Annotated in this window: 12 protein-coding genes; 3 read left to right on the top strand and 9 right to left on the bottom strand. The window is 60.1% G+C overall.

The window, feature by feature from the left end:
- Nucleotides 1-116 precede the first annotated feature (116 nt).
- Nucleotides 117-1,589, bottom strand: coding sequence for a betaine-aldehyde dehydrogenase (betB, locus tag ACM6G4_RS08015; protein ID WP_414913439.1), 1,473 nt, complete (start codon nt 1,587-1,589; stop codon nt 117-119).
- Between the two features lie 62 nt (nt 1,590-1,651).
- Nucleotides 1,652-2,245, bottom strand: coding sequence for a transcriptional regulator BetI (betI, locus tag ACM6G4_RS08010; RefSeq protein WP_056726553.1), 594 nt, complete (start codon nt 2,243-2,245; stop codon nt 1,652-1,654).
- A 380-nt stretch (nt 2,246-2,625) separates the two neighbouring features.
- Here betI and ACM6G4_RS08005 point away from each other — a divergent pair, with 380 nt between their 5' ends.
- Nucleotides 2,626-4,566: a BCCT family transporter gene (locus tag ACM6G4_RS08005; protein ID WP_223541379.1), complete on the top strand. Its 1,941-nt coding sequence runs from the start codon at nt 2,626-2,628 to the stop codon at nt 4,564-4,566.
- Nucleotides 4,567-4,745: 179 nt separating this feature from the next.
- Here the strand turns inward: ACM6G4_RS08005 and choV are convergent, their stop codons facing one another.
- From choV to ACM6G4_RS07990, 3 genes are all read right to left on the bottom strand, one after another.
- Nucleotides 4,746-5,924 (bottom strand): choline ABC transporter ATP-binding protein, encoded by a 1,179-nt coding sequence (choV, locus tag ACM6G4_RS08000; protein ID WP_056726555.1) that lies wholly within the window; start codon nt 5,922-5,924, stop codon nt 4,746-4,748.
- Nucleotides 5,921-6,766 (bottom strand): choline ABC transporter permease subunit, encoded by an 846-nt coding sequence (gene choW, locus ACM6G4_RS07995; RefSeq protein ID WP_056726556.1) that lies wholly within the window; start codon nt 6,764-6,766, stop codon nt 5,921-5,923. The genes choV and choW overlap by 4 nt, the downstream gene beginning before the upstream one ends.
- Before the next feature lie 77 nt (nt 6,767-6,843).
- Complete coding sequence (locus tag ACM6G4_RS07990) at nt 6,844-7,791, bottom strand: choline ABC transporter substrate-binding protein (RefSeq protein WP_056726557.1); 948 nt, start codon at nt 7,789-7,791, stop codon at nt 6,844-6,846.
- Nucleotides 7,792-8,226: 435 nt separating this feature from the next.
- On the opposite strand from ACM6G4_RS07990, the gene ACM6G4_RS07985 reads away from it, so the two are divergent.
- Together ACM6G4_RS07985 and ACM6G4_RS07980 are read left to right on the top strand one after the other, a co-directional pair.
- Nucleotides 8,227-9,603, top strand: coding sequence for an L-serine ammonia-lyase (locus ACM6G4_RS07985; protein WP_414913438.1), 1,377 nt, complete (start codon nt 8,227-8,229; stop codon nt 9,601-9,603).
- A 468-nt stretch (nt 9,604-10,071) separates the two neighbouring features.
- Complete coding sequence (locus ACM6G4_RS07980) at nt 10,072-11,175, top strand: GlxA family transcriptional regulator (RefSeq protein ID WP_007975492.1); 1,104 nt, start codon at nt 10,072-10,074, stop codon at nt 11,173-11,175.
- Between the two features lie 99 nt (nt 11,176-11,274).
- Here the strand turns inward: ACM6G4_RS07980 and ACM6G4_RS07975 are convergent, their stop codons facing one another.
- From ACM6G4_RS07975 to ACM6G4_RS07960, 4 genes are all read right to left on the bottom strand, one after another.
- Nucleotides 11,275-11,538, bottom strand: coding sequence for a hypothetical protein (locus ACM6G4_RS07975; protein WP_056726559.1), 264 nt, complete (start codon nt 11,536-11,538; stop codon nt 11,275-11,277).
- A 399-nt stretch (nt 11,539-11,937) separates the two neighbouring features.
- Nucleotides 11,938-13,101 (bottom strand): gamma-butyrobetaine dioxygenase, encoded by a 1,164-nt coding sequence (locus tag ACM6G4_RS07970; RefSeq protein ID WP_414913437.1) that lies wholly within the window; start codon nt 13,099-13,101, stop codon nt 11,938-11,940.
- Between the two features lie 13 nt (nt 13,102-13,114).
- Nucleotides 13,115-13,591, bottom strand: a complete 477-nt coding sequence (locus tag ACM6G4_RS07965; RefSeq protein WP_414913436.1) for a thioesterase family protein — start codon at nt 13,589-13,591, stop codon at nt 13,115-13,117.
- 75 nt (nt 13,592-13,666) lie between these two features.
- Complete coding sequence (locus ACM6G4_RS07960; RefSeq protein ID WP_007975496.1) at nt 13,667-14,632, bottom strand: L-carnitine dehydrogenase; 966 nt, start codon at nt 14,630-14,632, stop codon at nt 13,667-13,669.
- Nucleotides 14,633-14,729: the final 97 nt, after the last annotated feature.

Genomic DNA, 14,729 nt, shown 5'->3' with positions numbered 1-14,729 from the left:
GCAAGCCCGCTCCCACATTTGATCTCTGGTGTACACAGGATCTGTGTTCGCCACTGGTCCCTTGTGGGAGCAGGCTTGCTCGCGAGAGGCCCTCGCGAGCAATACGGGTCTCAGTCTTAGAACACCGAGACGTAATCGCCCAGCTCGACCTGTACCGATTTGATGCGGGTGAAGTTGTTCAGCGAGCTGATGCCGTTCTCACGGCCGACACCCGACTGCTTGTAGCCGCCAACCGGCATCTTCGCGTCGGACTCGCCCCAGGCGTTGATCCAGCAGATACCGGCTTCCAGCTGATGAATCACGCGGTGGGCGCGGTTCAGGTCCTTGGTGACGATACCGGCGGCCAGGCCGAAGTCGGTATCGTTGGCGCGGCGGATCACTTCTTCCTCGGTTTCGTAGGACAGGATCGCCATTACCGGGCCAAAGATTTCTTCACGCACGATGGTCATGTCGTCGGTGCAGTCGGTGAACACGGTCGGCGCCACGAACGCACCTTTGGCGAGTTCGCCGTCGGTCAGGCGCTCACCGCCGCACAGCAGGCGGGCACCTTCTTCCTTGCCCTTGGCGATGTAGCCCAGCACGCTTTCCATGTGCGCAAAGCTGACCAGCGGACCGAAGTTGGTGTTTTCGTCTTGCGGATTGCCGATGCGGATGCGTGCGACGCGCTCGGCGATCTTGGCTTCGAAAGCGCCTTTCAGGTGGGCCGGGACGAACACGCGAGTGCCGTTGGTGCAGACCTGCCCGGAGCTGTAGAAGTTGGCCATCATCGCGGTGTCGGCGGCGCGATCGAGGTCGGCGTCGTCGCAGATGATCAGCGGGGATTTGCCGCCCAGTTCCATGGTCACGTCCTTGAGCGAAGAGCTCGAGGCGCTGGCCATGACTTTCTTGCCGGTGTCGGTGCCGCCGGTGAACGAGACTTTCTCGATGCGCGGGTGCTCGGTCAGCCAGGTGCCGACTTCACGGCCGCTGCCGGTCAGGACGTTGAACACGCCGTTTGGCACGCCGGCTTCGGTGTAGATCTCGGCCAGTTTCAGGGTGGTCAGCGAGGTGACTTCGCTTGGCTTGAAGATCATCGCGTTGCCGGCCGCCAGGGCGGGTGCGGATTTCCACAGGGCGATCTGGATCGGGTAGTTCCACGCGCCGATACCGGCCACGACGCCCAGCGGCTCGCGACGGGTGTAGACGAACGAAGTGGTGCGCAGCGGAATCTGCTCGCCTTCGATGGCCGGTACCAGGCCTGCGTAGTACTCCAGCACGTCAGCGCCGGTGACGATGTCGACGTAGCGGGTTTCGGAGTAGGCCTTGCCGGTGTCCAGGGTTTCCAGGGCTGCCAGTTCGTCGTTGCGCTCGCGCAGGATTTCCACGGCGCGACGCAGGATGCGCGAACGCTCCATGGCGGTCATGGCGGCCCAGATCTTCTGGCCCTTTTCGGCGCTGACGACGGCGCGTTCGACGTCTTCCTTGGTCGCACGTTGCACTTTTGCGAGGACTTCACCGTTAGCCGGGTTGATGGCTTCGAAAGTGGCGTCGCTGCTGGCGTCGCTGTACGCGCCATCGATGTAGAGTTTTTGCAGTTCGAAACGGGCCATAAAGTCCTCGCAAGAGCATTAAGTGGCTGGCGCGGTTCGGTGGTTGAGCGTTTATGTGTGCTCTAACTCACCCGCTTGGCCAGTTGGGTATCCATGTATTCGTAAGCAATCTGTTGCGCCTGCCCGGTGTCGAAAGCATCTCCCGACAGCGCGCCGCGTAACCACAAGCCGTCGATCAACGCAGCCAGGCCTCGGGCGGCACTGCGCGCATCATTGAGCGGCAGTACGCGGCGGAACTGGCAGCACAGGTTGGAATACAGACGGTGATCGTTGATCCGCTGCAACCTGTGCAAAGACGGCTGGTGCATGCTGGTGGCCCAAAAGGCCAGCCAGGTTTTCATCGCCGGGCCATTGACCTGGCTGGCGTCGAAGTTGCCTTCGATGATCACCTGCAGATGCGCCCGCGGGCTGTCATCTGTCAGCGCCTGTCGGCGCAGGGTGACGTTCTCGCTCAGGACGGTCATCAGGTACCCCATGGTGGCGGCAATCAGGCCGTTCTTGTCCTGAAAGTAGTGACTGATGATGCCATTCGAGACACCTGCCAAACGGGCGATCAGCGCAATGCTGGCGTCCCCCATTCCGACCTGATCGACGGCCAGCAAAGTGGCTTCGATCAATTGCTGGCGGCGGATGGGTTGCATACCGACCTTGGGCATCTTGCACATCTCCTTAGGCCTTCCGGTGGACGTAGTACGGCTACCGGGTTGAAGGCCAGTCTATTTTGTTTTGATTGAACGTTCAATCAACAAAGAATAAGATCTGCGACAAATCGTCGCTGCCTGTGAATTTTCCTACGCGCTGTGGCGGAAAAAACGACAACTGAAACGGCTCGAAACCTACGCGCTGCGGCGCTCCAGGGGTTTCGGGCTTTTTTCGGGGTGTCTTTATATCACCCGCCGGTCGGCTGCCCACTAACCGATTGGTCGGGTAACACGTTTGTCTTGCGTTCTTCTCTCGCACTGCCCGGAGCATCTGTGCCATGAGTTCTGCCTCGCTAATAAAGACCCCACCCGAGAAGGTGACGGTCAACGGTTGGGTGTTCTACACCTCTACCGCGTTGATTCTGTTGTTGACCGCCATTCTGATCATCGCCCCGCAAGAGGCCGGCAGAATGCTGGGTACGGCGCAAGCCTGGTTGTCCCGCAGCTTCGGCTGGTACTACATGGTGGTGATTGCCGCCTACCTGATTTTCGTCGTCGGCCTGGCGTTTTCGTCCTACGGCAAATTGAAACTGGGCAGCAAGGACGACACCCCGGACTTCAGCTACGGCGCCTGGGCGGGGATGCTGTTCTCGTCGGGTATCGGCATCTCATTGCTGTACTTCGGCGCGTCCGAGCCGCTGGACCACTACTTCAACCCGCCGGAAGGCGTGGCCGGCAGCAACCTTGCCGCCCGTCAGGCCGTTCAACTGACGTTCCTGCACTGGGGCCTGCACGGCTGGGCGATCTATGCGCTGGTGGGGTTGGCCGTGGCGTACTTTGCCTACCGGCATAACCAGCCGCTGGCGTTGCGTTCGGCGTTGTATCCGCTGGTGGGCGAGCGTTGGGTCAAGGGCGCGGCCGGGCATGCGGTGGACGGCTTCGGCATGTTCGTGACCCTGCTGGGGCTGGTGACGAACCTGGGGATCGGTTCGCTGCAAGTGTCGTCGGGGCTGGAAAACCTGTTCGGCATGGAACACAGCAACACCAACCTGCTGATCGTGATCATCGTGATGAGCACCGTGGCGACCATCGCTGCCGTGTCGGGCGTGGAAAACGGCATCCGCCGTCTGTCCAACCTGAACATCGTGCTGTTCAGTGGCCTGCTGATTTTCGTGCTGTTGTTCGGCCCGACCTTGCACCTGCTCAACGGCTTCGTACAGAACGTCGGTGACTACCTGAACGGCGTGGTGCTGAAGACTTTCGACCTCTATGTCTACGAGGGCGATAGTGAGAAGTCCGACCGCTGGTTGGGCCTGTGGACCCTGTTCTACTGGGCCTGGTGGATTTCCTGGGCGCCATTCGTGGGCATGTTCATCGCGCGTATTTCCCGTGGCCGCACCGTGCGCGAACTGGTAGCCGGCGTGCTGCTGATTCCGCTGGGCTTCACCCTCGCGTGGCTGTCGATCTTCGGTAACTCGGCTTTGGACCTGGTGATGAACCATGGGGCGGTGGAGCTCGGGAAGACGGCACTGGAACAGCCGTCCATGGCGATCTACCAGTTGCTTGAGCACTACCCGGCGTCGAAGGTTGTGATCGGCGTGTCGATCTTTGTCGGTTTCGTGCTGTTCCTGACTCCGGCGGACTCCGGCGCGGTGATGATGGCCAACCTTTCGTGCAAGGGCGGTAATGTCGACGAAGACGCACCGCACTGGCTGCGGATCTTCTGGTCGGCGGTGATCACCCTGGTGACCATCGGCCTGCTGTTCGCCGGCAACTTCGAAGCCATGCAAACCATGGTGGTGCTGGCCGGTCTGCCGTTTTCGGTGGTGTTGGTGTTCTTCATGTTCGGATTGCACAAGGCCATGCGCCAGGACGTGCAGATCGAACAGGAGCAAGCGCAGTTGGCCGAACGTGGTCGTCGAGGTTTCAGCGAGCGCTTGACTCAGCTGGACCTGCAACCGAGCCAATCGGTGGTGCAGCGCTTCATGGACAAACAGGTGAGTCCGGCGCTGGAAGATGCGACGGCGCAGATGCGTGCACAAGGCCTGCAAGTGCAGACTTTGCTCGGTAAGTCCAAGCGTTGCATGGGCGTGCGCGTGGAAATGGAAGAGGGCAACCCTTTCGTCTACGAAGTGAGCCTGGATGGCTATCTGGCCACGCCGACCGAATCGGTGCAATCCGACGAGGCGCGCCAGCGTTTCTATCGCGCCGAGGTGTACCTGCACAACGGCAGCCAGGACTACGACTTGATGGGCTTCACCCAGGATCAGATCACCCGTGACGTGCTCGATCAGTTTGAAAGCCATCGGCAGCTACTTGGCCGGGTTTATAGCTGAGTGGTGAAAGGGCGCGGTGTGTCAGTGGCATCGCGTCAGCCTTAAAAGATCGCAGCCTTCGGCAGCTCCTGCAGGGGAATGCGTTTTAGGTAGGAGCTGCCGAAGGCTGCGATCTTTTGATCTTTGCTCTTCAAACAAAAACGCCGCGATTCTATCGCGGCGTTTTTGTGTCTGTTGCCTTACCCCAGGTTCTTGCCGAGCAGTGCGTGATACAGCTCGCTGTCGCCAAGGATCCCCACCACCTTGTTGTTGTCGTGCAGCACCAGCTTGTTGCCGGTCTGATAACGAATCTGCAGTGCATCGCGCATGCCGATGTTCGAGTCCACCAGGGTTGGTCGACGACCCAGGCCTTCAACGGCCTGACCCGGTATCCAGTTCTGCAAGTCCAGCACAGAGCCGTTTTGGCGAGCGCCCTTGATGGTGTTGCCATCGGCCAGGTCCAGCCACGAATCACCGCCTGGATCCAGGCACACCGAACCGTTGATGCGTTTGCAGTTGTCCAGGGTGCGCATCAGGCTGCGACCGCACAGTACGTTCAGCGGGTTGGTGTGGGCAACGAAGGTCCGCACGTAATCGTCCGCAGGGTTGAGGACGATTTCTTCCGGTTTGCTGTACTGGATAATCCGGCCGTCTTTCATGATCGCGATGCGGCTGCCCAGTTTCAGGGCCTCATCGAGGTCGTGGCTGACGAATACGATGGTCTTGTTGAGCTTGTGCTGCAACTCCAGCAGCTCGTCTTGCAGGCCCTGGCGGATCAACGGGTCGAGGGCCGAGAACGGTTCGTCCATCAGCAATATGTCGGCGTCCATCGCCAGCGCACGGGCCAGGCCCACGCGTTGCTGCATACCACCGGACAGCTCATCGGGTTTCTTGTTGCGCCACTGGGCCAGGCCCACCAGCTCAAGCTTTTCGTCCACCAGTTTGCGTCGTTCCTTTTCCGGACGACCCTGCATTTCCAGGCCGAAGCTGATGTTCTCGCGCACTGTCAGCCAAGGCATCAGGGCGAACTTCTGGAACACCATCGCGATGCGCTTGGTGCGCATCATTTTCAGTTCTGCCGGGGTGCACGAGGCAATGTCGATCTGCTTGCCTTCGTGCTCGACGAACAGCTTGCCGCGGCTGACGGTGTTGAGGCCGTTGATGCAGCGCAGCAGGCTGGACTTGCCGGAGCCGGACAGGCCCATCAGCACGCAGATTTCACCTTTTTCGATATCCAGGCTGGCTTTTTCAACGCCGACAATCTGCCCGGTCTTTTTCAGGATTTCGTTACGGGTCATGCCTTGATCCAGCAGCTTGAGGGCCTCGCGTGGATCCTTGGAGAAGATAACGTCAACGTTATCAAAGCGAATAATGCTCATGCATCACCCCCTACTTTGGCGTCGGGTTGTTTGCAGATACGGTCGAGCATGATCGCCAGCAGTACGATCGCCAGGCCTGCTTCGAAGCCCAGGGCGATATCAGCAGTGTTCAGTGCGTTGACCACCGGTTTGCCCAGGCCATCGGCGCCCACCAGTGCCGCAATCACCACCATCGAAAGGGACAGCATGATGCACTGGGTGATGCCGGCCGCGATGCTTGGCATGGCGTGGGGCAGTTCGATTCTTGAAAGCAACTGACGGCGCGAGCAGCCAAAGGCCTTGCCGGCATCCATCAATTCTTCCGGAACATCGCGGATACCCAGGTAAGTCAGGCGGATGGGCGCGGCAATCGCGAACACCACCGTGGAGATCAGGCCCGGGACCACACCCAGCCCGAAGAGGGTGAGGGTAGGAATGAGGTACACGAAGGTCGGTACGGTCTGCATCAGATCGAGTACCGGACGCATTAAAGTATAGAACATCGGCTTGTGCGCGGCGACGATGCCCAATGGCACACCGATGAGCACGCAGACCAGGGTGGCGAACAGCACCTGGGCGAGGGTTTCCATGGTTTCCTGCCAGTACCCCAGATTGAGGATCAGCAGGAAGGAGGCAACGACAAACGCGGTCAGGCCCCATTTGCGTTGAATGAAGTGTGCCAGTAGTGCGATCAGGCCGATCAATGCCAGCGGGTTGAACCAGGTCAGCGCAAACGTCACGCCGTGGATCATCGTTTCCAGTGTCACGGCGATGGCGTCGAAGGTGCTGGCGCCGTGTTGCGTCAACCATTCAACGAAGCCTGCGATGTACTGGCCTAGGGGTATTTTCTGATCAATCAGCATGGTAGTGAACGTCCGCATGCAAGGTAATTAACAGCCCGGGCAGGCGAACCTGCCCGGCATAAACGATGCTCCCTAATTCAAGGCGTCAGTTTGGCTTTCACGGCCTCCAGGCCAGGTTTACCGTCAATGGTGGTCACGCCAGCGAGCCAGGTATCGAGCACCTGTGGATTCTTTTTCAGCCAGGCCTTGGCGGCCGCGTCAGGCTTCATCTTGTCGTCCAGGATGTTGCCCATCAGTTCGCTTTCCATGTCGACAGTGAACTCCAGGTTCTTCAGCAACTGGCCAACGTTGCTGCACTCCTGGGCGTAACCCTTGCGGGTGTTGGTCGCCACGGTGGCGGCACCGAAATCCGGGCCGAAGAAGTCATCACCACCGGTCAGGTATTGAATTTTGAAACGCTTGTTCATCGGGTGCGGCGCCCAGCCGAGGAACACCACGGCGGTGTCGCGTTTCTGCGCGCGGTCGACCTGCGACAGCATGCCGGCTTCGGAGGACTCGACGACTTTGAAGCCGGCGGTCTTCAGGCCGAAGGCATCCTTGTCGATCATGCTCTGGATCAGACGATTGCCATCGTTGCCCGGCTCGATGCCGTAGATCTTGCCGTCGAGCTCTTTCTTGAATTTGGCAATGTCGGCGAAGTCATGCAGGCCCTTGTCGTACAGCGCCTGAGGGACGGCGAGGGTGTACTTGGCGCCCTTTAGGTTGGTGCGCACGGTTTCCACGGTGCCGGCATCGCGGTAGGCCTTGATGTCGTTTTCCATGGTCGGCATCCAGTTGCCCAGGAACACGTCCATGTTCTTGCCGTCGGCCAGGGACTTATAGGTCACGGGCACGGAAATCATGGTGGTCTTGGTCTTGTAGCCGAGGGCGTTGAGCACGACGCTGGTGGTTGCGGTTGTCGCGGTGATGTCGGTCCAGCCGACATCGGAGAAGTTTACGGTGCTGCATTGGGCCGGTTCGGCGGCTTGCGCCAGAACCGGCAGACTAAGCATTGCGGCCAACAACAACGACGGGGAACCTTTCATGGATGGACTCCTTGGTGTTTTTTTTGGCAGTGTTCCGACTGGACCACCGCACTTATAGGTTGCGGTTGGATGGCGTTCTGGAGACAGCTCTACCACGTCGCCTTGCAATCGAGTCGATACGATCATGTACCAGTGAAAATCTGACGCCTACAGGGTGCGTCGTATCCAGTACAGGGATGGTCGCATCCAGTGTCGGTGACGTCGTTTACAGATTTTTTCAGCCCGATTTCCCCCTCTGAACCGCAAAAAAACGGCGAAAACACAGCGTAAAAGACACGCGGCGCTGGTGGGCATGAGTGCGTCGGTTAGAGACGTCGAACAACTGGATAAAAGCTTGATGATGCGGTCATCTCGGCGGATTGCAGCTTGAGCGTAGCAGCTCCGTCACCGTGCGCTTTCGCGTGCGCAGTGGGCCCATCCAGGAGTTCGGCAGTAATGGCTATCAGTGTTTTCGACCTGTTCAAAATCGGCATCGGCCCTTCCAGTTCACACACCGTGGGGCCCATGCGGGCGGCGGCGTTGTTTGTGCAGGGCCTGCGTGAGCGCGGGCTGCTTGAGCAAGTGCGGCGTGTCGAAGTCCAGCTGTTCGGCTCGTTGTCGGCCACCGGCATCGGCCATGGCAGCGACAATGCCGTGATCATGGGCCTGATGGGCGAGTGGCCGGACGCGATCGATCCGTCGCAAATCGGCATTCGTATCGCCACCCTGCGCGAGACCGATACGCTGCTGCTCGACAGTCGCTTGCCGGTGCCCTTCATCTGGGCCCGGGACATGCGCCTGATCGACGAGAACCTGCCATTCCACCCCAACGCCATGACCCTGATTGTCGAGGGCGATGACGGCGAGTTGCATCGCGACACCTACTATTCGGTTGGCGGCGGTTTTGTCGTCGATGAGGCGCAGGCCTCCAGCGGTGTCGTCGACCTCGACCGCACCGTGTTGCCTTATGACTTTTCCAGCGCTGCCGAGCTTCTGGAGCTGTGTAAAAAGCACAAGCTGCGCGTGGCTGAGTTAATGATGGCCAACGAGAAAGTCTGGCGCAGCGAGGATGAAATCCGCAGCGGCCTGATGAAGCTCTGGCGCGCCATGCAGGATTGCGTTGAACAAGGCCTTAAACACGAAGGCATCCTGCCCGGCGGGCTGAACGTGCGTCGCCGTGCGGCCAAGCTGCATCGCAGCCTGCAGGAACTGAACAAACCCAACGTGATCGGCTCGACCTTGAGCGCCATGGAATGGGTCAACCTGTTCGCCCTGGCGGTCAACGAAGAAAACGCCGCCGGCGGGCGTATGGTCACGGCACCGACCAACGGCGCGGCGGGGATCATTCCGGCGGTACTGCACTACTTCATGAAGTTCAGCGAGGCCGTGACCGACGCCAATGTCGTCGACTACTTCCTCGGCGCGGCGGCGGTGGGAATCCTGTGCAAGAAGAACGCTTCGATCTCCGGTGCCGAAGTCGGCTGCCAGGGCGAAGTCGGTTCGGCCTGCGCCATGGCGGCGGCGGGACTGGCGGAAATTCTTGGTGCCACGCCAGAGCAGTTGTGCAACGCGGCGGAGATCGGTCTGGAGCACAACCTCGGCCTGACCTGCGACCCGGTGGGTGGGTTGGTCCAGGTGCCGTGCATCGAGCGCAACGCGATTGCCGCGGTGAAGGCGATCAATGCCGCACAAATGGCATTACGCGGTGATGGCCAGCACTTTATTTCGCTGGATCGGGTGATCCGCACCATGCGCGATACCGGTGCCGATATGCATGACAAATATAAGGAGACATCGCGGGGTGGGTTGGCGGTTAGTGCGGTGGAGTGCTGAGACCGCGTCGCCTTCATCGCGAGCTTGCTCGCGATAGCGCCAGACCAGTCAAAACTGCGCGCTAAGTGAACACCCTGTTTAAAACGCGCCACCTTTTGGCGCGTCGCTCACAGATAAATCGTCTTGCCACTGATCGAGGGCCAACCGGCCTTCGACCGCCTGTCACCCGTGCCTGCGGTGACACTCCTTTCCACCGCGGCGCAACGCCGTTCCCACAAGTGCTACCGAATTGCTCAAAGCTTGTGGGCCGGGGCGCTTGCAGTCCTGATGGCCATTTAAATCCCCCTGCCTTGCAAGACATATATAGACACATTCCGACGTCGTTTTTAGGAGTTATTGAACGCGCATTCAAATTTAGGCATGGCAATTGCTCTGTCATTACAAAGCCCGTCTCCCACGCGAGAACGATGGCGATAAAAAGAGCCTCCGCCTGAGGCCATTACCCGCTTTGTGTGAGGAGATACCGCGATGACGACGTTCAACTCCGGGGCTCAACCCCAGAACCGTGCGCCTCAATCCATCGGCTTTCTGCTGCTGGACAATTTCACGCTGATTTCTCTGGCCTCCGCAGTGGAACCCCTGCGCATGGCCAACCAGTTGTCCGGTCGCGAGCTGTATCGCTGGACCACCCTCACCGTCGACGGCGGCCAGGTCTGGGCCAGTGACGGCCTGCAGATCACCCCCGACGCCTCCATGCACAAAGCGCCGCCAATGGACACGGTCATCGTCTGCGGCGGTATCGGCATCCAGCGCACTGTTACCCGCGAACATGTGTCATGGCTGCAAAGCCAGGCTCGCCAGTCCCGCCGCCTCGGTGCGGTGTGCACCGGCAGCTGGGCCCTGGCCTGCGCCGGCCTGCTCGACGGTTTTGATTGCAGCGTGCACTGGGAATGCCTGGCGGCGATGCAGGAAGCTTTCCCGCGTGTAGCGATGAGCACACGCTTGTTCACCCTCGACCGTAACCGTTTCACCAGCTCCGGCGGCACCGCGCCGCTGGACATGATGCTGCACTTGATCAGCCGCGATCACGGTCGTGAGCTGTCGGCGGCCATTTCGGAAATGTTCGTCTACGAGCGCATCCGCAACGAGCAGGATCACCAGCGTGTGCCGCTCAAGCACATGCTCGGCACCAACCAGCCGAAGTTGCAGGAAATCGTCGCGTTGATGGAAGCCAACCTCGAAGAACCGATCGACCTGGACGAACTGGCGGTGTATGTCGCGGTGTCCCGTCGTCAGCTCGAGCGCCTGTTCCAGAAGTACCTGCACTGCTCGCCGTCGCGTTACTACCTCAAGCTGCGCCTGATCCGCGCGCGGCAGTTGCTCAAGCAAACGCCGATGTCGATCATCGAAGTGGCGTCGGTCTGTGGCTTCGTGTCCACGCCGCACTTCTCCAAGTGCTACCGCGAATACTTCGGCATTCCGCCGCGTGACGAGCGCGTAGGGTCCAACACCACCCAGCAAGTGGCGATGATGCCGCTGCCGCAAGCATTGGTGCTGTCGCCGTTGTCCGGCCCGTTGTCGGCGCTGAGCCAGGCGCGCAATGAGTCGACTTTCGCTAGCGTAAGGCTTTAAGCCGAGAAGCCATTAAAAGATCGCAGCCTTCGGCAGCTCCTACAGGGAACGTGTTTCAACTGTAGGAGCTGCCGAAGGCTGCGATCTTTTGATTTTCTGTCAGCCGCGATGGCTTTGCTGGTACTCCGACAACGCCGGCAGCAATTGTTTGTCGATGGCCTGGCGCACTGCCGGCAGGATCGTCGCGCTGCTGGTGTACATCTCCTTGACCATCTTGCGAAGTTCATACGCCCGGGCATCGTCCAAGCCCCTTACCACGCACTCGCAAGCCTGCTCGGCGGTGGCTCCAGTGGGCACGTTGAATCCCAACGACTTGAGCTGGCCCAACAGGTCTTCCTGGTCTATCAAATCGGCGTGCATCATGACGCAATCCTTCTTCAGGGAACGGTGTCGTGGTTCGATTCTGGTAGGGGTACCGGGTGTCGGCAAGGACGAATTGTCGCAATGGCAGCATTGGCTATGAACAGGTCGCTTTCGGGCAACTTGCCGGCCAAAGGAGGGGGCACACTGGACTCAGCTTGCTTCACGAAGGTTTGGTCACCCTCGCACGGCAGCTCCTCAACAGTACCCTCTGCCTCGATCCTGTCACGGCTTGATCGGGGTTTTTTTTGCCTGTGATTCAGTGGGTTTTGTGTTGATTGATATACCGCTTTCGCGAGCAAGCCCGCTCCCACAGTTGACCGAGTTCTCCCAGAGGAATGCGATCGAATGTGGGAGCGGGCTTGCTCCGGGCGGCGTTCCGACGAAGAACGATGACGCGGTTTAACGCTGCAACACCAGAATCCGCGACAACAACTCATCACGGTCCACATAGCAGCCCTGGAAGTGCCGCGCCCCGGTGGCGGGGTCGAAGGCGTTGCGGGCATGCAGGGTGCGGCGGTTGTCAAAGCACCACAGCTCACCGGGATTGAGCCGCTGCATCAACCTGAATCGAGGCTCGCGGGTCATCGCGATAAAGCGCCGGTAGGCCTGATACAGCTTGGGCATCTGCTCCACCGAAGCATCGAACGGCCCGCGCAGAAAGTTCGCCATGCGGATTTCCGACACCTGCCCCAACGCATCCAGAGCGATGATCGGCGCCAGGCAGCGGTAGTCGCTGTGGCGGTCCTTATTGCGAAACTCCACGGGGATTTCACACAGGCTTTTAAACGCCTCCGGGGCTTCCAGGCGCAGGGTGTCGGCAATGGCAAAACCGTCGACAAAAATGCTCTCGCCACCCTCGGCATCATTGACCAGGCAATGCAAAAATTGCAGCCCCGGTTGCAACTCCCGGGTCGGCAGGTCGCTGTGCAGCGGCAGGTTGAAGGCGGTGTAGGCGTTGCTGTCTGCGTCGGCCTTGGATTGCACGTTGAACAGCACGCCGAAATTGCTCTCGCGGATGAAGGAAATACGCTGGGCGATCAGTTTCAGGGAGCCGGGCTCGGTGGGCACGCCACGGACCTGGGTCAATCCGACATCCCGCACAGCCAACAACCATTGCAACAAGGCGTCGGAGTCGCTCATCAGCGCTTGATACTCGAACACCGGCAACTGCAAATCGCTGTGCCAGAGCCTGGCTTTCGGCTTGCGCTGCTGACGCTCGGCGCGGGATTCATCGTCATAGGCGTGGGCGCGCAGCCAACCAGGGTCGAAGCGGCTGCTGTGGCCGTCCCGCCAAGCCACCGACAGGCAACCTTCGCTGTCGATACCGGCGTTATCGGGCATCAGATCTTGAGCCACGTCGACGATTTCCAGTACTTGCTCGCGGGTCACGGTGTAGACGCATTGCGGGCACGGGCAGTTATCCCGCAGCCATTGATGGTGGAAAGGGCTGACGCGATCGTCGGCCCATTTCACCAGAACACTGTCCGCCAGGGTCTGCACGCCAGCCAGCGCGCTGATCAACGGATAGGTACGGAAGTCGGCAAATGCAGCGGCGGTATTCATGGCGATCTCCTTGTTATTTTTTTGGGGGTAGTGCGATCACTCGGCCAATGTACCCGGGTGTTGGCAGGTCCGCCTGTTCGGCGACGATGGCTTGCAAGCGGTCCAACGACTGTTCGCTGAACGGCGCCGAACGCGGCCCGGCGAGATCCACGTGCAGCAGCATCTGTTCGTTGCCTGCGAGCTCCTGGGCTTCACCGACCAGATGCAGGCTGTGATAGAGGTGCACGCGCTTGCTGTCGTGGGCGATGATTTGGGTGTGCACTTCGACCTGGGCGTCGAGCTTCACTTCGTGCAGGTAATTGAGGTGCAGTTCGAGGGTGAACAGCGAGTTGCCGCTGGCCTCGCGGCTGTTGCTGTCCAGGCCCAGGCGATCCATCAGGGCGTCGGTGGCGTAGCTGAAGATCAGCAGGTAGAAGGCGTCGCGCAGGTGGCCGTTGTAGTCGACCCAGTCGGGGATGATGGTGGTTTGGTAGGTGGTGAGGGTGGGCATGGTTTCTGATCCAATTTATAGAGTGACTGGGCTGCCGCTTTCGCGAGCAAGTGCTGTTGGCCCCAAGCCTAGGGGTTACTCGCTGAAAGCCATCCCATGCTTCTCTTTGGTGGTCTTTACCGCCTCCAGCACCGCCAGCAGGCAGTCATCACGATAGCGCTCCAGCGCCGAAATGCTGTGTTTGCCCAATTGATCGCTGGTGCCATCGACCACGTCGTCGATCAGCTTGTCGGTCAACTCCGGTGCCGGCAGGTAGGTCCACGGCAATTGCAACGCCGGGCCGAACTGTGCCATGAAGTGGCGCATGCCGGCATCGCCACCGGCCAGGGTGTAAGTCAGGAAGGTGCCCATGAACGACCAGCGCAAACCCGCGCCAAAACGGATCGCGTCGTCGATTTCGCCGGTGGTCGCCACGCCGTCGTTGACCAGGTGCAGAGCCTCACGCCACAGCGCTTCGAGCAGGCGGTCGGCGATGAAGCCCGGCACTTCCTTGCGCACGTGTAGCGGGCGCATTCCCAGGGATTCATAGACTTTCATGGCCGCTTGCACTGCTTCAGGGGCAGTGTTTTTACCGCCGACCACTTCCACCAATGGCAGCAGGTAAACCGGGTTGAACGGATGACCGACCACGCAACGTTCCGGGTGCGTGGCGCTCTCGTAGAACTCGCTCGGCAACAGCCCGGAAGTGCTGGAGCCGATCAACGCATTGGGCTTGGCTGCCGCGCTGATTTTGCTGTGCAGCTCCAGTTTCAGCTCCAGTCGTTCCGGGGCGCTCTCCTGGATGAAATCGGCATCGCGCACGCACTCTTCGATGGTCGCGACAAAGCGCAGGCGATCTTGCGATGCACCCGGCGCCAGACCTTGTTTCTCCAGCGCGCCCCAGGCATTGGCGACGCGTTTGCGCAAGGCGGCTTCGGCGCCGGGGGCCGGATCCCAGGCCACGACATCCAGGCCATGGGCGAGGGCGCGGGACACCCAGCCGCTGCCGATGACACCGCTGCCTAACGCTGCGAAGGTTTTGATTTCGGTGATGAAGCTCATGGTGACGTCCTAATAAGTTCGGTGAGCCCTGTAGGAGCTGCCGCAGGCTGCGATCTTTTGACTTTGTTTTTTACAAGCAAGATCAAAAGATCGCAGC

The organism is Pseudomonas sp. IT-P258 (assembly GCF_949767825.1).
In the GTDB taxonomy this organism is placed as follows: domain Bacteria; phylum Pseudomonadota; class Gammaproteobacteria; order Pseudomonadales; family Pseudomonadaceae; genus Aquipseudomonas; species Aquipseudomonas monachiensis.
The sequence above is the reverse complement of the archived record's forward strand: the minus strand, read 5'-3'. Positions and strand labels throughout refer to the sequence as shown.